The organism is Enterococcus sp. AMC1252 (assembly GCF_058216515.1).
The window spans coordinates 295,870-314,092 of the sequence record NZ_CM177097.1 but is presented as its reverse complement, the minus strand read 5'-3'; the positions used below and the strand labels follow the sequence as shown (position 1 = coordinate 314,092).

At 36.0% G+C, this 18,223-nt stretch carries 18 protein-coding genes and 1 pseudogene; 5 read left to right on the top strand and 14 right to left on the bottom strand.

The genetic code is table 11. The features are described 5' to 3' along the window. Window positions 1–12 precede the first annotated feature (12 nt). The 8 genes from AC4BB5_RS01430 to lacD form a co-directional block, all read right to left on the bottom strand. On the bottom strand, window positions 13–1,527 hold the full coding sequence (locus AC4BB5_RS01430; protein WP_490457675.1) for a helix-turn-helix domain-containing protein: 1,515 nt from the start codon (window positions 1,525–1,527) through the stop codon (window positions 13–15). A gap of 411 nt (window positions 1,528–1,938) precedes the next feature. Next, the gene (locus tag AC4BB5_RS01425) at window positions 1,939–2,868 is read right to left on the bottom strand and encodes a helix-turn-helix transcriptional regulator (protein ID WP_490457674.1); all 930 of its coding nucleotides are present in this window, start codon (window positions 2,866–2,868) and stop codon (window positions 1,939–1,941) included. Between the two features lie 111 nt (window positions 2,869–2,979). Beyond that, entirely contained in the window at window positions 2,980–3,474 is a 495-nt protein-coding gene (locus AC4BB5_RS01420) for a YehS family protein (protein ID WP_490457673.1), read from the bottom strand. 105 nt (window positions 3,475–3,579) lie between these two features. Continuing rightward, the gene (locus AC4BB5_RS01415; protein ID WP_490457672.1) at window positions 3,580–3,954 is read right to left on the bottom strand and encodes a VOC family protein; all 375 of its coding nucleotides are present in this window, start codon (window positions 3,952–3,954) and stop codon (window positions 3,580–3,582) included. A gap of 138 nt (window positions 3,955–4,092) precedes the next feature. After that, window positions 4,093–5,718 carry a peptide ABC transporter substrate-binding protein gene (locus tag AC4BB5_RS01410; protein WP_490459014.1) on the bottom strand — a complete coding sequence of 542 codons (1,626 nt, stop codon included), beginning with the start codon at window positions 5,716–5,718 and terminating at the stop codon, window positions 4,093–4,095. Window positions 5,719–5,749: 31 nt separating this feature from the next. Next, window positions 5,750–6,826 carry a M42 family metallopeptidase gene (locus AC4BB5_RS01405; protein ID WP_490457671.1) on the bottom strand — a complete coding sequence of 359 codons (1,077 nt, stop codon included), beginning with the start codon at window positions 6,824–6,826 and terminating at the stop codon, window positions 5,750–5,752. A 33-nt stretch (window positions 6,827–6,859) separates the two neighbouring features. Beyond that, complete coding sequence (gene ald / locus AC4BB5_RS01400) at window positions 6,860–7,972, bottom strand: alanine dehydrogenase (protein ID WP_490457670.1); 1,113 nt, start codon at window positions 7,970–7,972, stop codon at window positions 6,860–6,862. Window positions 7,973–8,293: 321 nt separating this feature from the next. Beyond that, the gene (gene lacD, locus AC4BB5_RS01395; RefSeq protein ID WP_490457669.1) at window positions 8,294–9,283 is read right to left on the bottom strand and encodes a tagatose-bisphosphate aldolase; all 990 of its coding nucleotides are present in this window, start codon (window positions 9,281–9,283) and stop codon (window positions 8,294–8,296) included. 303 nt (window positions 9,284–9,586) lie between these two features. Between lacD and AC4BB5_RS01390 the strand changes: the two genes are divergently transcribed. Together AC4BB5_RS01390 and AC4BB5_RS01385 are read left to right on the top strand one after the other, a co-directional pair. Beyond that, a complete protein-coding gene (locus AC4BB5_RS01390) occupies window positions 9,587–9,877 on the top strand; it encodes a hypothetical protein (protein WP_490457668.1) in 291 nt (96 codons plus the stop codon). 18 nt (window positions 9,878–9,895) lie between these two features. Beyond that, window positions 9,896–10,822 carry a LacI family DNA-binding transcriptional regulator gene (locus AC4BB5_RS01385; protein ID WP_490457667.1) on the top strand — a complete coding sequence of 309 codons (927 nt, stop codon included), beginning with the start codon at window positions 9,896–9,898 and terminating at the stop codon, window positions 10,820–10,822. 130 nt (window positions 10,823–10,952) lie between these two features. Here AC4BB5_RS01385 and AC4BB5_RS01380 read toward each other — a convergent pair whose 3' ends face one another. From AC4BB5_RS01380 to AC4BB5_RS01370, 3 genes are all read right to left on the bottom strand, one after another. After that, a complete protein-coding gene (locus AC4BB5_RS01380) occupies window positions 10,953–11,351 on the bottom strand; it encodes a DUF1801 domain-containing protein (protein WP_490457666.1) in 399 nt (132 codons plus the stop codon). Window positions 11,352–11,366: 15 nt separating this feature from the next. After that, window positions 11,367–11,891, bottom strand: coding sequence for a GyrI-like domain-containing protein (locus AC4BB5_RS01375; protein WP_490457665.1), 525 nt, complete (start codon window positions 11,889–11,891; stop codon window positions 11,367–11,369). An 87-nt stretch (window positions 11,892–11,978) separates the two neighbouring features. Beyond that, window positions 11,979–12,704 carry a YebC/PmpR family DNA-binding transcriptional regulator gene (locus AC4BB5_RS01370; RefSeq protein WP_490457664.1) on the bottom strand — a complete coding sequence of 242 codons (726 nt, stop codon included), beginning with the start codon at window positions 12,702–12,704 and terminating at the stop codon, window positions 11,979–11,981. A 134-nt stretch (window positions 12,705–12,838) separates the two neighbouring features. Between AC4BB5_RS01370 and AC4BB5_RS01365 the strand changes: the two genes are divergently transcribed. Together AC4BB5_RS01365 and AC4BB5_RS01360 are read left to right on the top strand one after the other, a co-directional pair. After that, the gene (locus AC4BB5_RS01365; protein ID WP_490457663.1) at window positions 12,839–13,105 is read left to right on the top strand and encodes a hypothetical protein; all 267 of its coding nucleotides are present in this window, start codon (window positions 12,839–12,841) and stop codon (window positions 13,103–13,105) included. 24 nt (window positions 13,106–13,129) lie between these two features. Beyond that, a pseudogene (locus AC4BB5_RS01360) lies at window positions 13,130–13,267 on the top strand (beta-cystathionase); the annotation flags it as partial. A gap of 343 nt (window positions 13,268–13,610) precedes the next feature. On the opposite strand, the gene AC4BB5_RS01355 reads toward AC4BB5_RS01360, so the two are convergent. Next, entirely contained in the window at window positions 13,611–14,015 is a 405-nt protein-coding gene (locus tag AC4BB5_RS01355; protein WP_490457662.1) for a YxeA family protein, read from the bottom strand. Between the two features lie 175 nt (window positions 14,016–14,190). Continuing rightward, window positions 14,191–14,712 (bottom strand): VanZ family protein, encoded by a 522-nt coding sequence (locus tag AC4BB5_RS01350; RefSeq protein WP_490457661.1) that lies wholly within the window; start codon window positions 14,710–14,712, stop codon window positions 14,191–14,193. Between the two features lie 98 nt (window positions 14,713–14,810). Between AC4BB5_RS01350 and AC4BB5_RS01345 the strand changes: the two genes are divergently transcribed. Next, window positions 14,811–16,616 carry a M3 family oligoendopeptidase gene (locus AC4BB5_RS01345; protein ID WP_490457660.1) on the top strand — a complete coding sequence of 602 codons (1,806 nt, stop codon included), beginning with the start codon at window positions 14,811–14,813 and terminating at the stop codon, window positions 16,614–16,616. 99 nt (window positions 16,617–16,715) lie between these two features. Here AC4BB5_RS01345 and AC4BB5_RS01340 read toward each other — a convergent pair whose 3' ends face one another. Beyond that, complete coding sequence (locus tag AC4BB5_RS01340; protein WP_490457659.1) at window positions 16,716–18,032, bottom strand: coiled-coil domain-containing protein; 1,317 nt, start codon at window positions 18,030–18,032, stop codon at window positions 16,716–16,718. Window positions 18,033–18,223 lie beyond the last annotated feature (191 nt).

The following is an 18,223-nucleotide window of genomic DNA, read 5'->3' as shown; positions in this document are numbered from 1 at the left end:
AATACGAATTCTCTAACCTAAAAACAGCTGTCGATCATCGTAATGTTCAATGATTTTTTTTCCGATCTCTTCCAACAACAATTCCAAATCAGAACTATTTGAAAAGGAAGAAATGAATATTTCTTTAGCTGACTCATTCTTTTCTGTTAGTTCGATATCCGTCACGATGATATCTGGTGAACCAAATTGATTTTTGACAAATTCTATCTTATCGCTGAAAAGTAATTCAATTTTCTGCGATATGATAGGTCCTACGAACACTTTTGAATTTTGAATTAAAATACGGACTTTCGGGAAATCAACCTGCATAAACTTTACTAAGATTGTATAGGTAACTAGATAAATATAATCGGTCAATGTCTCTTGTGTCGTATATTTTTTGATGGATTTAAAAAAAGAACCATACTCCGTTTTCGTGATTAATTCTTCAATGATTTGCTGAATATTCTTTTGGATTTTTTTCTCAGTTGGATCCGCATAGAAGAAATTTTTTTCATCGTAAATGTAATAAAACATCTTTGGATCAATGAAACAGGTCTCCATCAATAAATGCATCATATCCAGCTCTTTTCTAAGCTTCCAATAGACCATTGGCGTGTTGTTGTTTGGAAAGAAAATCTCAATCAACTTTTCAGCTAACATATGACTATACTTCACTAATTTAAAATTCTCTTCATTAAAAAATTTCTGATGCTCCTCAATCACAAACACTTCTCCATCTACTAAACGCTCTTTATAAAGTAATAACAAAGCCGCACTTGTTTCATCCCAAGCTTGTTTTTCTGGGCGATTTTTCTTCAAGTGAAAATAATCAAAAAATACTTGTGTATATTTTCCATCCTGAAATCGTTCAGATAAATCTGTTAAGATAGACTTTTTCACTATCTTTTTTTGGCTGATACGAACATTACTAATAAAGAGTAATAAACATACCTGCCTTTTTCTTATACAGTTCATACTTTCCCATCCGTGTATTCTCTCATGAAGAAAAGCTTTCATTTCACTAAAAATATTTTGATCAAAATCCCAAGTGTTCGATGCATTGAAAAAGAAAAGAAAAAAGAAATTTCGAATTCTCAACTCGCTTCCTTTGATTTCATTCGTTCGCGTCAAACTTAATCCACATTGGTTCAATATTTTTTGAAGTTTTCCCCGATTGCGCGAGAAAGTTGCTGGACTGATAAACTCCAAATCACAAAATGTTATCGCATCAATTCGCTCCACTAAAAAGATATGCTTGATCATTTTATAGAGAATAGAGGTCTTTAAGTATTTATTGCTAATACTGACTAAATCAATATTGTTCGCATATACGCCTTGTACCGTATTATGTATGTATGATACTTCGAACTGTTCTTTAGAAACCTGTAACTCTTGTTCAAACTGTCTAATAATGAGTGACACTGTTTTTTTAGAAAGTGCAGTTGCTTCTGCTATTTCTGATAAACTTACTTCTTTTCTTTTATTAGCTACAAAACTTAGAACATTGATTCTCCTATCGTATACTTCATCTAAAAAAATTCGCATAATCTCACCTACTTTTTAACTTTTAAATTTTATTTTTTTAATAAAATTTATATCGTCAATATCATACCTGTTTAACATAGGTTTGTTTTTCTTTCACTTCCTTCCCCTCAAACATTTATGAAATAACAACTATTTATATTAAATTATTTTATTTATTTTATTTATTTAATTAAGGCTATTTTTTCGACAAAAAAGTGGAATCTTGCAGGAAAAAGCGACAAAAGGCTGAGACATAACTCTAAGAGTTACATCCCAGCCTCAAGGAATCCGAATAAACGGTGGGCGCTGAAGAAAATCCTTCGGAAATAAGCTGAAATTCACAAAAATTTTAAAAATAATTTTCGTGAATTCCTTCTTATTTCTCGGAGTTAAACACTTCTGTCCCAACCTCGTTGAATTTCATTATTGTTCTCAAATATCACTTCGATATGTTTCACTCAATTTCATAATTTCTTGCTTATGTAATGCTTTTAATTCTTCTGGCGCAATTACTTGTGCCCCATTACCGAACATCAATAAGAACGGCAGGATCGTTTTTTGTTGATTCGCATAGATCCTTACATCCACATATGTCTCTTTGATTTCAATTTCAGCTTCTGTATAGTAGTCATATAGTTTTCCTAAGTCTTCTTTTTTGAAGCGCAGTTGAACTTTATCTTCATTCTTTTCTATCAGTCGCTCATTTGAGTGTTCAATAGGTACAAAAGTCATATCTTGAATAACCAGTTGGCGAATTCTAGTGACTTTAAAATATCTAAACGCTTCACGATTCTCGCAATAAGAATGAATGTACCAACTGCCATTCATCAACATCAATTCGTACGGATGAATGACTCTATTTGTGTACTCACCACGGTTATCAATATATTGGATCGTCATTTTTTTGTTTAACTTTAGAGCAAGGTTGATTTGATTTATCTTCGCTTTCGTTTCTATCTCAATTTCTAGGCGATGCATGGTTGGCGATTCAAAGGAAAAATGATTTTTCGGGTTATTTTTATTGCGTGTTCCTACCTGTAGTTGCGTAATTTTTTCTTTGATGATTATTTGCTCATCGCCCGTCCCAAACAAGCCTTCTTTGACATTTAACGCGCTTATAATAGCTTCTTTCTCTGAGTCACTATAGGTATACGTTCGTAGCTTAAATGAATTGATCAACGAAAAGCCTCCATTTCGACCTGAATGAGATGTAATCGGAAAACCAGCCATTTCAATCGTTTCCATATCCCTAAAAATCGTTCTTTTTGTGACATTAAATCGTTGAGATAATTGTGCAGTTGAGACAACATCATTATCCAAAAGAAGAACGATGATCGCTAGTATTCGTTCGATTTTTTTCATGTGTACCTCCATTTCGACTTTAAGGAAAAGAATAAATTTTGTATAATTATCTTTAATTATACAGGAAAAAAAGACAAAACTTGCACATTCGAGCTAGTTTTGTCCTATCCATTATTCTCGATATTTGATTGCTAAACCTTTTAGGAAATTTCTTGCATAACGATCGCCACATTCTTTGTAATTCCGGTGACCTTCTTTTCTCAAAATAGCACTTAGTTCGCTATCAGATGCGTAAACACCGGCAAGTCTCAGCACATCCAACATATCATCACTTGTAAGCATTAAAGCAATTTTCACTTTTTTAAGCAACACATTATTGACGTTACTTTGGCTAGTAATCAAGAATGTTGGCTTAGGTGTAATACCGTTTTTCACAGGCGGTTTGCCTCTTTTGTAAGTAATCAATCCATTTAAGAAGGCTTCCAGTGTACGATTATCGCAAACCGCATCCCTTGGTAGTTCGTCTTCCTCGTTTTGTTTGGTTAATAAAACGCGTAGCTCTTCTCTTGTGATCTCTAGATCACCTAATTTAAAAATTTTGATCATATCTGTGTCTTTAATATCTAACGCATAGCGTAATCGAATTAGTATGTCATTATTATTCATCTTTCTCCTCCAGAAAACATATCATCATACTTTAGTATAAAGCTTTCTTTCTGAGAATGCATCAATTTGTTGTGATTTCTCGAATATTTGAACGACCTCTGCCACTTAAGCTCCGTGATAAACGGCTTCAATATTATAACCATCTGGGTCAAGAATAAAAGCCGCATAATAATGAGCCCCGTAATCTGGTCTATTTCCAGGTTTACCATTATCAGTTCCACCAGCTTTTATTGCTGACTTGTAGAAGGCTTCAACCTCTTCTTTTGATGCAGCACTAAAAGCAAAATGAATGAATTGTGGTTCTCCTTCTACTATCCAAAAACCACCAGCAGGATCTCCGCTGACAATTTCTTTTTGACCAAAACTAACTGTAGTACCAAAGTCCAGCTTCATTTCATTTCCTAATGGCGACAAGACTTCTTTATAAAACTGTTTACTTTTTTCAATATCGCTTACATTAACTGAAAAATGATCCATCATACTTCTTCACCTTACCCTTTTTTTATTTCTATAACCAATATACAAACGTACGTTCCCTTTGTCAATACGAACATGCAAAAAATGTTGAAAAGTAGGATTTCCCAAACTTCTCAACATTCTTCTAGTTTTTATAGTTATCTATTTTACTGACACATTTTTATAGTAAGGGGCACCAATTGCGCGATACACCAAACCTTCTACGCGATCATTCACTAAGAATGCTTCTGAAGCTTGATATAACGGAGTCACTGGTGAATTGTCCATCAATACTTTTTGAGCATCTAGCAATGTACTCCAGCGTTTTTCGTTTTCAGTTGCATATGTCGTTGCTGATTCTGTTAAGAATTTATCGAACTCTTCGTTACTAAATTTACCGTAGTTTTGTTCTCCACCTGTTCTAAACAATTGTAAGAAGTCATAAGGATCAGCGTAAGTTGCAGCCCAGCCTGCTAAGACAACATCAAAATCACCTTTGCTCATTTGATCTAAACGATTTTTAAATGGTACGCTTGAAATTGTTACTTTTAAGTCGCTTAAGTTTTCTGTCAATAGACCTTGAACATACTCGGATAATTTCTTCGCTGAATCTGTATCTGATGTTAACAACGTAATGGACGCTGAATCAACACCCAATTCTTTTTTCGCATCTTCCCAGAGTTTTTTTCCACCTTCGATGTCAGTCTTCATTAAAACGCCTGCTTCTTCAGCGAAATCTTTCCCTGTTTCTTGGTTAGCGATTCCTTTGGGTACAAAAGCTTCAATTGCCATTGAGCCATCTTTTAAAATATTTTTAGCGATTTGATCTGAATTGATTAATTTCGTAATCGCATTTCTAGCATTTTTATTCGCAAACACTTTGTTTTCAGTATTGTATTGTAAATAAGAAGTTGATGGATAAATACGTGTCACTAATTCTGGATTTTCTTTTTCTTGATCAACATATTCACCTTTGATTGGAGCAATATCTGTTTCTCCAGCCTTAAACAAGTTAACATTTGTACCGATTTCCTTACTTACTTGAACATTGACTTCGTCCAATTTAACTTTGTCTGCGTCTCTATATTTATCATTCTTCATATAATTCCATGTGATGCTAGTTCCGTCCCAATCAGCAAGAGTAAAAGGACCATTATAGATCATGTTATCGCTGTTTGTGCCGTAATCTTTTCCTTTTTCTTCAACAAACTTTTCATTCAATGGATAGAATGTTGGTTTCGCTAAGAGAGAAGATAGATATGGAATTGGGTACTCTAAATTGATTTCTAAAGTATGATCATCCACTGCTTTAATACCTAAATCGGCTGCTGGTTTTTCACCTTTAGAGATAGCTTTGTAGTTTTCAAACCCATCAAATAAATATGCATATTCTGATCCAGTTTTCGGATCTACTGTACGTTTCCACGAATAAACAAAATCATTCGCAGTTACTGGGTCACCATTGCTCCATTTTGCATCGTCGCGCAATTCAATTGTGTATTTTTTCCCATCATTTGTTGGCGCAACTACTTCTTTTGCAATCGCTGGTGCAGACGTACTGTCATCTGCAAACTCATATAAACCTTCCATTACTTGGCTGATCGCCGAAAAACTAACCACATCTGTTGCTTGGGAAATATCCATCGTTGGCAATTCTGCACTTTCCAACACTTTTAAAACTTGTTTTTTATCTCCGGTTGCTTCTTCTTTTTTGCTCCCTGTACTACAAGCAGCTAATGATACCACTAATGCACTTGCAGCGATTGTCGTTAACGCCCACTTTTTCATGTTCATTTTTTGTGATTCCCCCAATTTTTTTTTAAAATCTTTTGATTGCTGCTTCCGTTAAATCATTCACGATAGCAACCGCTAATTGACGAGCAGCTTGGTAATCTTCATAAGCAACATAACCATAATGTGTATGTGCATAACGAACGGGTACTCCAATCACAATGGTCGGTACCCCTTTGTTTGTCAAATTGATGATTGCACCATTTGTTCCTCCACCTTTTCTGACAGAACTTTGCATTGGCAACCCATATTTTTCGGCAGTTTCTTTGGCAAATCGTTGAAAACGAGGATTGGTAATCATTGAAACATCAAAGTTTCTTAACATTGGACCTCGTTTTAACCCTGACTGAATCATGTATTCTTCTGAAAATGTATCATCTGCTGGACAACCTTCGAACACAATTGCTAGGTCTGGCTTTACGTTATTCATGGCCACTGTCGCACCTCGCTCGCCGACTTCTTCTTGCGCCGTCATCGTACCGATCAAATTAAATTCTGATTCTTTTCCAGCCAATTCTTTGAGTGTTTCGAGTAAACATGCGCAACCAATACGACAGTCAAACGCTTTGCCAAGCATAACATCCATTGCTTCTAGATACTCAAACGAAACATCTGGAATCACTGGATCACCAATGGCAATGTTTAATTTTTCTGTCACTTCTTCAGCACTGGTACAGCCCACATCGATCACCATATCGTCAATAGTTTGGACTTCTTTCCGCTCGGTATCCGTCATAAAGTGCGGTGGTTTACTTGCTATGATTCCTGGAACTTCTTCGCCTTTTTCCGTTTTAATGCGTACACGATGAGCTGGAATTGTATTGGGTACCCAACCGCCCAATGGTAAAAAGCGCAACGTTCCATTTGGCTTGATTGCTTGAACAATAAAACCAACTTCATCACTGTGCGCATCAAATACGATCGTTGGTTTATCCGTTTTAGGCTCCCCAATTTTCATGTAAACATTACGAATATGATCTTCCGTAACTTCAGCAAAAGAAGCTGAATATTCTTTTGCAATTGCCACAACATCATCTTCAAATCCAGAAACACCAGATGCATTGGATAAGCGTTCAATTAAATGTAAAGATTCTTTTTTGGTCATTTGTATGATTGTCCCCCTGATAATTTTGGCTATTTATAAAACAGATTGAACAGAAGAATACGTTAAATCTAAATCAGTTGCAACCGCATGATTCGTCATCGCACCATTTAGTGTATTAACACCTGCAAGTAATGCTGGATTTTGCTCTACGGCTTGTTCAAATCCTTTGTTGGCAAGTTCCACTACATATTGTAAAGTCGCATTAGCTAAAGCAAATGTAGCTGTTTGTGGAACAGCACCCGGCATATTAGCTACAGCATAATGGATCACCCCATACTTAACATAAGTTGGATGTTGGTGTGTAGTCACTTCATCAATCGTTTCAAAAATCCCACCTTGGTCAATCGCGATATCGATGATCACTGAATGTTCCGGCATTGAAACAACCATTTCTTCTGTAACTAAAACTGGTGCTTTACGCCCAGGAATCAAGACAGCTCCAATTACAAGATCCGCATCTTTTACTGCTTCTTGGATATTGAAGTGATTTGAAACGAGCGTTTTAACAGCTCCATTGAACTGATTATCGATTTCTTGTAGTTTCTTGATGTTTACATCTAAAATTGTGACATCCGCACCTAAACCTAAGGCTATTTTAGCTGCATTACACCCTGAGATTCCTCCACCAACAATCGTTACTTTTCCTTTTTTTACCCCTGGCACACCACCTAGTAAAATTCCTTTTCCTTCTGGGACTTTTTCTAAAAATTGAGCGCCGATCTGTGCTGCTAATCGTCCAGCAATTTCACTCATTGGTGCTAACAGTGGTAATTCTCCATTTGTTAATTGAACACTTTCATAGGCGATTGCTTTCGTCTTACGTCTCATCAGCTCCTCAGCTAATGGCTTATTAGCTGCTAAATGTAGATAAGTGAATAAAATCAAATCTTCTCGTAAATATTGATACTCTTCTTTTAATGGTTCTTTTACTTTTAAAACTAATTCTTGCGCCCAAACTTCTTCAGCAGATGCTACAATTGTTGCACCAACTGCAACATATTCTTCATCATGGATCGACGCTCCTAAACCAGCATTAGTTTCAACAAAAACCGTATGACCATGCTTAATGAGATCTAAAACCCCAGAAGCTGGCAGTGCTACGCGATTTTCACCATTTTTTATTTCTCTTGGAATACCTATTTTCATTATTCAGGACCCTTTCTAACTCATTGCTTATCTTTCTCTTTTATAAGCTACTTATTAGATTATAGTTTAATGAAAGTTCATCCGCAATACATAGTAAAAAATTTAATTTTCTCTTTCTTTTTTAATCGTCTATTAAAAAAAAAGTGAGCGGGACATAACTCTTCGAGTCATATCCCACTCACATGGAAACCGAATAAACGGTGGGAGCAGAAGCAATCCCTTCGGAAATAAGCTGAAATTCACAAAAATTTAAAGAGCAATTTTCGTGAATTCCTTCTTATTTCTCGGGATTAAACACTCCTGTCCCATCCTCGTTTCTTACTATCCAACTTCAACTTTTGATCGCCAAGAAGTTCCGCAACGATCAACGATTTCATTCAATGTTTCAATATTTTCTTTTCCTTGAGTAGCAAACCAATCACGTCCTGCAGCTTCGCCTTTAGCGGCAAATGGTTTAACACCTTCACGCCACGTCGCACGTCCACATAAGACTCCACTAAACTTAGACCCTGCTTCTTTCGCAAATTCTAGTGTTTCTTGGAATAATTTTGTTGAAACCCCTGCACTTAGAAAAATAAACGGTAATTCTGTCAATTCGCTTTGTTTTTTAAAATAACCTAAAGCTTCTTTTTTGCTGTAAACAACTTCATTCTCAGCAAATCCTTCCACATAATTCATATTGACTGGTACTTCCATTTTTAAAACATCGATATGATATTGAGGTTTAGAAAACTCAATCATCGATTCTAATACCTTGTGTGGCTTCACTCTAGCAAATGCTGCTGAACTAGCATCCGTGATTTCTTTATCATAGGTGACAATCTCAACAAAAAGTGGAATATCTTCACCTAAACATTCGCTACCTAGACGCTCAACAAAGACATGTTTTAAATGATTGATAGCCGCAGGTTCGTCTGGATCATAATACAATAAGAACTTGATTGCATCGGCTCCTGCTTCTTTTAGACGTGACACCGACCAATCTTCTAATAAATCTGGCATTCTACCAGGTATTGTTGTATCATAACCTGTTTTTTCATACGCTAATAATAAACCGCAATTCTCGTCACGAACGTTCGTTGCTGGTAATCCAAATTCAGGATCAAGTAATATCGCTGATGCATATGGTGTCAACTCTTGTGAAGCTACTTTTTTAAAGTCTATGATTTCTTCTCCTGTAGCTAGAGTGCTTGCTGAGGCAATCATTTTTTTCAGTGACCCTCGTTGATCAATCGCTAAAGCTTCGATCAATCCCTTTTCATTAGATAAACGGTTTAGCGCATCCATTTTTGCTTGACTGATTTTAAGCATGGCAATGACTCCTTCACTTTATTTTGAGGAAATTCCTCTCTTACTTTTGAGTATACTCGCTGGTATTTAGAAAAACAAAGAAGATGGTCTTTAGCCATTATATAGGTCAAAATAAATGTGACTATCTTAATCTTGTGAAAGCAATGCACTTATTTGTTTTTCTAATCTGACGCAACCCAGTATCAATCAATTCAATAAGAAATCATCATTATGCGTTTATAACGCAAGAATTTAAATAATTCCTCTTGACCTGATACGCGTTTCATACTTTATAGTTAATCAAAAGACAGGAGGAATCGCTTTATGGTAAATGGTATGCTTGAATTAACCGATCGATTAGGACTAGATTATTACTTTGTTTCTTTATTCACTGAAAATGGAGTGCTTATCATCCGTAGTTTGAATAATTATTGCAAACCAATCGATAAAGCAGTAAAATTGGCTGAAATAGAAGGACTAGCATTTGCAGAAGATGGCGAACTTGATTTTGTTTGTTTTGATTATGAGGGTAATCACTACCATTTTATTGATTATGGCAATCACCTGATGCCTTTTTTAAAGAGTGCTTTTCGCCCTATCAGCGTTAGTTACTAGATTTGAAAGGAGTCACATATGGCAAATATTCGTGATATTGCCCAGCTATCTGGCTATTCAGTTTCTACAGTTTCCCGTGTTTTGAATAATCATCCTTATGTATCTGAGGAAAAACGAACGCAGATTCTGAAAATCATGCAAGAACTTGACTATATTCCAAATGCCAAAGCGCGCGATTTAAGTAATGGGAAATCAAAACACATCGCAGTGATGATTCCCTATGCCAATCATCCTTATTCTGATAAAATCGTCAGTGGTATTTTGAAGGCGGCCTTTAAAGAGGAATATAAAGTAACCTTGCTTCCGACTAATTATGATCCTATAATAGAGAAACAATATTTAGATGCGTTAGCAGCGAAAGCCTGGGATGGCATGATCATCACTTCAAAAAAAATATCTTTTAAAAAAATTGCCAGCTACCTAAAGTATGCCCCTATCGTTTGTTGTGAAGACACGGGCATTTTCCCAATTTCTTGTGTTTCGATCAAGCGGGAAGCATCTTATATCGATCTATTTACCCAATTGAGAAACCAAGGTTACGAAAATATTGGATTGACAGTTGGCCGAGCGGAGAATGAAAGTGCTAGCACGGGATTGGCTTTACAAGCATATAACACTATCATAGGCTATTTAGATCAGTCAATGATCGTTAGAAACTGCCGTTCCTATGAAGATGGCATCCTAGCGGGAAAGCATTTTTCAAAATTAAAAGAACTTGATGTGATTGTGACTAATGGAGATGATGTTGCTGCTGGTATCTTGCACCATATTTCTCAAGAACAAGTGCTCGTGATTGGAGAAGAGAACTTACTTTCTAGTAAGCTACTCAATTTCTCTACGATCGATCACCATATAGATCAGTGTGGAGAGGCAGCTTTTCATCTTTTGTGGGAAGAAAAAAGTCAAACCGTCTCCATTCCATACACATTCATTAAACGACAATAGCCTTATTAAAATTGTTAGGTTCCGTTAATTTTTTTATAACTTATATTGCAACATAAAAAAAGGTTGAGACAAAACCACTACCATCATGCTTGCTTGTCTCAACCTCTTTTCTGGTCCTTTTTGCAACAATTTATCTCTTATGATACGTCAACGCTTGTTCAATGCAAAAAATCAATTCATTCGCTGGTAATTTTTTATCTGGATCAAGAACGATTGCTCGGTTTTTAGAAAATTCAAAAACATCACTAAATAGTGCTCTAAATTCTTCAATTAATGTAGTTTGGCAGTGAAAGAAAACCGCAATTTTTTCAGCGCCAAATCGATCAATTCGAATCGGACTACCTGATTTGCTGACTCTTGTTGCATAAGAAGGTTGGTTCCATTTTAAACTCTCTTCTAGTTCTCCAACCACTGTAGATTCTGCTGCCGTATCAAAAATTAGTTCTCTAAGCTCCAGCAACGGTTTTCGATAACGTTCTGGATAATGTTCAAAGACCGTTGCTACATTGACATCTATAATTTTTTTCATTTCATCCCTCTTTTATTATTTAATAGGAATCCATAATTCACACCTATAGTTCTCAGCTTCCATATCTCCAAACGGATAAAACTCTATTCTTGGAATCTTAGTATTCTCAACTATTGTTCCCTCTGCTTCTAAACAATCCGTTCTTTGTTTTAATTGCATCATAACATTAGGTTCAAAAGGTTGATTCTTATCCATCCCTTTAACACCCGCTGAAATAGCGCCTATACACTCAATTATTGCCCAATTTGACGCAGGAATTTGGCTTTCATTTAGACTATTCGTCGTAGTTTCCTTATGATTTACACTGATTCCAATCATATAGTTAAATTGTTTTTCGGGGCTTTTATTACTATCAGAAACTCCTAATAAGCCTTGAAGCGTCCCGTCAGATATTGTTATCAATTGATTGATTTTAACATCTGTCAAATTTGACCAGAAATATGCTATTTCATAAAAGTCCTCATCATTGTCTATTTTGATCATTTCTTTCGTGTAAGCTACTATACTAAAGGCTGCTTTTTGTTCAATTTTATAATTCATAGTATCGTCTCCGTTCATACTGATGACTATAAATTACCATGAAAATGATGACAACAATAGGTCATCATTTTCAGCGTTCCTAAAAAATTATACATCAGCGGAAGTGAATACTTCGGATACATCATCATCTTCTTCCAATTTATCAATCAACATTTGTAGCTGTTCTTGTTGAGCCGCGTCTAACTCAACCAATGTTTGCGGAATCATCGTCAATTCGGCTTGCGCTAACGTATATCCCTCTTTTTCTAACGTATCTCTAACTGTAGTAAAATCCTCAGGTGCCGTATAGATTTCAAACACTTCTTCTGATGTTTCCAGCTCTTCCGCTCCTGCTTCCAACACATTTTCAAACATAGTGTCTTCATCTACAGACAATCCAGAACGCTCGATTGCAATGTACCCTTTTCGATCAAACATGTAGCTAACCGAACCTGTCTCACCTAAAGAGCCGCCATTTCTGGTGAATGCTACTCGGACATTGGTTGCTGTCCGATTACGATTATCTGTCAGCGCATACACTAAAATTGCAACACCCGCAGGCCCATATCCTTCATACGTAATCTCATCATAGTGTTCATTTTCTCCCGCACTACTGGCTTTTTTTATCGCACGGTCGATATTATCGTTTGGCATATTAGCTGCTTTTGCTTTATCCATTACAAGTCTTAATGCTGCATTTGTTGCTGGATCAGCTCCACCTGCTTTTGCTGCCATATAAATTTCTCTTGATAATTTTTGAAAAATCTTTCCTCGTTTCGCATCCTGTGCATTTTTTCTACCTTGAATATTCTTCCACTTACTGTGACCTGCCATTATTTATTCCTCCCCATATAATAACGTCTTACGAACCTGTCAATTAAGTTCTTTTACTTTCTATTTTACTATGCTTCTAAATAGTTGCAACCATTAAAACATTCAACACACCTGAGCTAGTTGCTTCATATTTAATGATGCCAGATTATGATTTACGAGAAGAATTTCTGATTTTACTGAAAAATCGTGATGGACTTTCTTCTACAAGCATTTTGGGTATGCTTAGCACGATCACAGCTTACAATCAATGCGAAGCTTGGCTGGATCAATTGAATGATTATATAGATCAAAATATTCAGTTAACAGAAACTTTTATTCACAAGTATTTACCAGAATTAACAATTATCTCCTCTCAAGCTACTTACTTTGGATTGACTGTTCTATATTACCTTTTTCAATGAAAGAGATTCAAAAAGCTCTCATAAGTTGCTATCATGGCTGGCGCGACTTATGGTCAACCTGGCACGTCATTTTTACGTTTAAATATTGGTTGCTCTAAAGATAAACTTCTTGAAGGGCTACAACGTTTAAAAAAAAGCATTTTATTTTTAAATACTCTATAAATGAAGAAGGTAAAACAACGGCTACATACATTGTTTTACCTTCCTTATCGTCATTACTCAATAACCTCTAGGCGTATTTCAACACCACGTAATATCGCGGTTTCACCAGTTTTACAGGGAATCGTACATTCTTCTTGTTCCCCACTCAATAGTTGTATATTGATACATTCCGTATCTGGAAAAATGCGATAGGCTAGCATTCCCAAGCTAGCTAACGTTGCAGTATCTCTTGTCTTGTTTTTGTTAATCGCTATAGTTTCTATGATTAATCACTCCTTACTATGATTATAGAAGGTGTTCTTTTAAATTTGACTATCTTCTACATAAGAGTTTTTTCATTTAACTAAAATAATAGCTTTACATTGTCTGGTAAATCTCTTCTATTGATTTCCTCCCACTCCATAACATTTTGACCTTTAACGGTTAGCTTAAGGAATTTATCTGGTTTCAGTTTTTTCCCAAACGAAATATATTCTAGTTTTCGCTTCTCTCCATTGTTAGTATAACAAGTTTGAATATAGGCAAAATTTTCTATTTTACTAACTGCATCTGGATATATATAATCATATTTTTCAGTTGTTTTAGTATATAGAGTCGCCGTTTTTACTAATGGATTAAAGTAATCGATCATCGCTGCAGCTGTGGAAGTATTATTATATGTATAAATTCTAAGGCCAATAATGCCAACTACTACGATAATTATCATCATCAATACAGATTTACAGAAATGCTTCATTAGGTACTGCACACTCCTTCCTCGTTTACTTCATTCTTCCTTTCTATAATAGATTTTTTTAGTTCCACTTTCATCCAGCTTGAGACTGATTTTTCACTTACACTATAAAAGTAAATGGAGCAAAGGTTTTAATATCGTAACCTTGCTCCATTTTCTATAATTATCAATTTTCTTGTCACTATTAAATCTATTTTTTCCTTAATTTTTTGATGCCAATTACCAGTAAGCAAAGTAAAACTGCTGTAAGTGCACCTATAGAATCTAACATTACATCTTGAAATAGTGGTGTCCGTCCACCTGTCAGCATTTGATGATATTCATCCAAGCCAGCATAACCTGTTGCTGTAAGCCACGCCACAATACCTATCAAAAACGGCTGTTTGAGTTTCATGTTCAAACCCATGAACCAGCTGCCGCCTAATAAAAAGTACGTGCCAAAATGAGCTCCTTTACGAATAAAGAACTCCACAAATTTTACATATCCCTTAGCGTGAATACTTACTTCACTTCCAGCATAGCTAAACGAAATTCCTTTCAGTTGTTCTTTAAATGGATGATTGCTCAATAGTTTTTCTAATAAACCAACTTGGGATTGTTGCTCATATGTTTGAGAAGAACTATAAAATAAAATAGCCATGATCAAAAATGCCAAAATTATGTAAAAATTGCTATTTTTCAACTGTTTTTTCAATTCGCCACCTCTTTCCATTTACTATAGTAGCCTTTTTAAGCAAAATAAACAATCGCTCAAACTTTTTTTGTTATGATATACTAGAAGAAATTGATTTAAGAAAGAAGGTATAATGTATGACTTATTCACTCGTTTGGGATTTAGACAGCATTTTCCAAGGAGGCAGTCACTCCGCACAGTTGGAACAACGATTAACAAAGTTAAAAGATCAAAGTCGTGACTATCACCAGTTGATCGAACAATGGGCACCAGAAAATGATGCTGATTACCAAGGATTACAACAGATCATATCTTTGCAAGGAACAATCTCAGACGGATTTTCTCAATGTAGCAGCTTTATCACTGCATTATCGTCTGCTGATACAAAAGATAAAAAAGCCAAAATTTTATCCGGTGACTTATTCTCGCTCCTACCAGCGATTCAATTGGCAGAAACTATTTTCACCAAAAAATTGACAGAAATTTCCGACGAGCATTGGCAAGCCCTAACATCTTTACCTACATTTGAAACAATTGCCTTTCGTTTAAACGAAATTCGCCGTGACGGTATGCAGCTATTATCTGAGCAAGAAGAAAATATTATCAATACATTGTCCTTAGACGGTCTTAACGCTTGGAGCAGTCATTATGATACGATTGTTGCTAGTATTTCGATTCCATTTAAAGAAGACGATCAGACAACACTTCTTTCAGCGGGACAAGCATTTAACCGAATGATGAGCGATCCAGACTCGGAAGTTCGTGCGCAACTATTTAAAGAATGGGAAAAAACTTGGAGCGAGAAATCACCACTACTAGCAGATACCTTAAATCACTTAGATGGTTTCCGCTTAAGTGACTATAAATTGCACGGTGTCTCTGATTTCTTAGAAAAACCATTGAACTATAACCGTATGCAAAAAGAAACGCTAGATGTCATGTGGGCAACTATTCAGAAAAATAAACAGCCTTTTATTGATTTTTTGACACGTAAAGCCCAACTATTCGGAAAAGAGAAAATGGACTGGCAAGATCAAGATGCTCCCATTATTTTAGGTGACTTAAAAGAAAAATCCTACAGCTTTGACGAAGCAGCTGAATTTATTTTAGAAAACTTTGAAAAATTCAGCCCTAAGATGGCTACATTTGCTAAAGAAGCATTTGAAAAAAGTTGGATCGAAGCAGAAGATCGTCCCGATAAACGCCCAGGTGGTTATTGTACAGAACTACCAGAAACCAAAGAATCTAGAATTTTTATGACTTTTGGCAATTCGATCAATGAGGTTGCAACGTTAGCTCATGAATTGGGCCATGCATTCCATAGCAGCGTGATGTGGGATCTACCAGCACTTGATCGGGAATATGCGATGAACGTTGCTGAAACGGCTAGTACCTTCGCAGAATTGATCGTTGCAGATGCTACATTAAAAAAAGCAGAGACACCTGAAGAAAAAATCAATCTGTTAGATACTAAGATGCAAAATGCCATTGCAATGTTTATGAATATCCACTCTCGTTTCATTTTTGAAAATAGTTTTTACGAAGCACGTCAAAAAGGGTTGTTGAGTGAAGACGAAATCACCGAGTTGATGCTTGATGCTCAAAAAGAAAGTTATCAAAATAGTTTAGGAACTTACCACCCACATTTTTGGGCAAGTAAATTACATTTCTTTATTGATGATGTGCCCTTCTATAATTTCCCTTATACGTTTGGTTATTTGTTTAGTATGGGAATTTATGCTTATGCAAATAAACAAGGCAGTGATTTTGAAGATCAATATATTGCTTTACTTCGTGATACTGCCTCAATGACGTCAGAAGACTTAGCGAAGAAACATCTTGGAGTCGATCTAACAAAACCAGACTTCTGGCAAGCTGGAATCGATCAAGTGATCAAAGATGTCAATGAGTTTATGGAATTGACAGAAGGATATGTTAAGTAACAATATGAAGTTTCAACGAGTTTTCGTTGGAACTTCTTTTTTGAGCAAAAAAAAGAACCAGACTCATGTCTGGTTCTTAAATTATTAAGTTTGAATTGATTACATACGTACAGCGAAACTTGGTGTAAATGAACCAACATTGCTGTATTCAACGCCTGTACTTTCGTTACCAGCGTGGATATAACCACCGCCACCTGTCGCAATTGCTACGTGGTAAGAAGCACCTGGGCTACCCCAGAAGTATAAGTCTCCAGCTTGAGCTTCAGCTACAGAGATACGTGTACCAGCACTTTCTTGTGCAACTGTGTATCCACCGACATTACGACCAGTTGAGTTCATGAATGCGTAGTAGACTAAACCTGAACAGTCAAAGCTACTTGGTCCTTTAGAACCCCAAACGTATGGTTTACCAACTTGTGCTGCTGCGATAGAAATTGCAGAACCGCCAGTTGATGGTGGTAAACTTTCGCCACCGCCGCCACCTGTTGCAGGTGGTATTACATCTTGACCACCGCCATTATCTGGTGCAGGTGGTGTTACATCTTGACCACCGCCATTATCTGGTACAGGTGGTGTTACGTTTCCGCCAGTTTCAACTGAGTTAGCAGTTGATGATTCTTCAGTAGATGAAGAAGTTGTAGTACTTGGTTTTGCAGCTTTTGCAGCTGCAGCTTCTTCAGCTGCTTTTTTAGCGTTAGCAGCTACTACTTTTTCTTGTTCAGCAATACGTGCTTGTTCTGCAATTGCTGCTTCTTTTTCTTTCACTAAGCCAGCTTTTTGATCTTCAGCAGTTGCTCTTTCAGCAGCTAATGATGTTTGTAAAACATTCAAATCAGCTTCTGCTTTTACAAGTTCGCCTTTTTGCGCTTCAAGTTCCACTTGGTTATCTTGTAATTCTTTTAATTTATCTTCGTTTTCAGTTTTCTTAGTTTCAACTGCTTTTTTATCTTCTTGTTGTTGTTTTACTAAGTCATTGTTTGCATTAACAATTGTAGACATTGCAGTCACACGAGTAATGGCATCAGAAACTGATTTTGCATTCAATAATGCATCCATGTAGCTAGTGCTATTACCATTAACTTGTACGTCACGTGCTTGGTTTTGAATAGCAACCTCACGTTTGTCGATACGTTTTGTTAATTGCTTGATTTCTTTTTCTAAGCTAGTAGAAGTTTTTCTTAGTTTGCCTTGTTCAGCTAATAGTGTATCTGCTTTTTCGTTAATAGAAGCTACTTGGCTTTGTACAGCAGCCACTTGATTTTGAGCATCAGCTTCTTGAGATTTCAATCCTGAAATTGCTTGGTCTTTTTGTTGAATTTTCGAATCCACTTCATCTGCTAATGAAATCACGGGTGCTACTGCAGATGTAAGGATTAATGAGCTAATCATTAATAATGGTAATATACTTTTTTTCAAAATTCATTCCTCCGACTTTTTTGCTTATAATAAATTCGTTCATTGTTTGAGTAATTTTCATTCTTATTATTGACAACGAAATCATTGTATCATAATCACATGTCATACATATAAAAATAATGTTACAGGAGTATTTCATTTTCGATCATTAAAAATGACGACTAAAAAAAATGTTTTAACGAGATAAAAGC

What these genes read in the sequence shown, in the direction of transcription:
- ald (WP_490457670.1), bottom strand. Translation starts at nt 7,972, where the DNA reads ATGAAAATAGGTATTCCAAGAGAAATAAAAAATGGTGAAAATCGCGTA.
- AC4BB5_RS01425 (WP_490457674.1), bottom strand. Translation starts at nt 2,868, where the DNA reads ATGAAAAAAATCGAACGAATACTAGCGATCATCGTTCTTCTTTTGGAT.
- AC4BB5_RS01430 (WP_490457675.1), bottom strand. Translation starts at nt 1,527, where the DNA reads ATGCGAATTTTTTTAGATGAAGTATACGATAGGAGAATCAATGTTCTA.
- AC4BB5_RS01350 (WP_490457661.1), bottom strand. Translation starts at nt 14,712, where the DNA reads ATGGAAAGAGGTGGCGAATTGAAAAAACAGTTGAAAAATAGCAATTTT.
- AC4BB5_RS01415 (WP_490457672.1), bottom strand. Translation starts at nt 3,954, where the DNA reads ATGATGGATCATTTTTCAGTTAATGTAAGCGATATTGAAAAAAGTAAA.
- AC4BB5_RS01365 (WP_490457663.1), top strand. Translation starts at nt 12,839, where the DNA reads ATGATGCCAGATTATGATTTACGAGAAGAATTTCTGATTTTACTGAAA.
- AC4BB5_RS01345 (WP_490457660.1), top strand. Translation starts at nt 14,811, where the DNA reads ATGACTTATTCACTCGTTTGGGATTTAGACAGCATTTTCCAAGGAGGC.
- AC4BB5_RS01390 (WP_490457668.1), top strand. Translation starts at nt 9,587, where the DNA reads ATGGTAAATGGTATGCTTGAATTAACCGATCGATTAGGACTAGATTAT.
- AC4BB5_RS01380 (WP_490457666.1), bottom strand. Translation starts at nt 11,351, where the DNA reads ATGAAAAAAATTATAGATGTCAATGTAGCAACGGTCTTTGAACATTAT.
- AC4BB5_RS01405 (WP_490457671.1), bottom strand. Translation starts at nt 6,826, where the DNA reads ATGACCAAAAAAGAATCTTTACATTTAATTGAACGCTTATCCAATGCA.
- lacD (WP_490457669.1), bottom strand. Translation starts at nt 9,283, where the DNA reads ATGCTTAAAATCAGTCAAGCAAAAATGGATGCGCTAAACCGTTTATCT.
- AC4BB5_RS01420 (WP_490457673.1), bottom strand. Translation starts at nt 3,474, where the DNA reads ATGAATAATAATGACATACTAATTCGATTACGCTATGCGTTAGATATT.
- AC4BB5_RS01385 (WP_490457667.1), top strand. Translation starts at nt 9,896, where the DNA reads ATGGCAAATATTCGTGATATTGCCCAGCTATCTGGCTATTCAGTTTCT.
- AC4BB5_RS01375 (WP_490457665.1), bottom strand. Translation starts at nt 11,891, where the DNA reads ATGAATTATAAAATTGAACAAAAAGCAGCCTTTAGTATAGTAGCTTAC.
- AC4BB5_RS01370 (WP_490457664.1), bottom strand. Translation starts at nt 12,704, where the DNA reads ATGGCAGGTCACAGTAAGTGGAAGAATATTCAAGGTAGAAAAAATGCA.
- AC4BB5_RS01410 (WP_490459014.1), bottom strand. Translation starts at nt 5,718, where the DNA reads ATGAAAAAGTGGGCGTTAACGACAATCGCTGCAAGTGCATTAGTGGTA.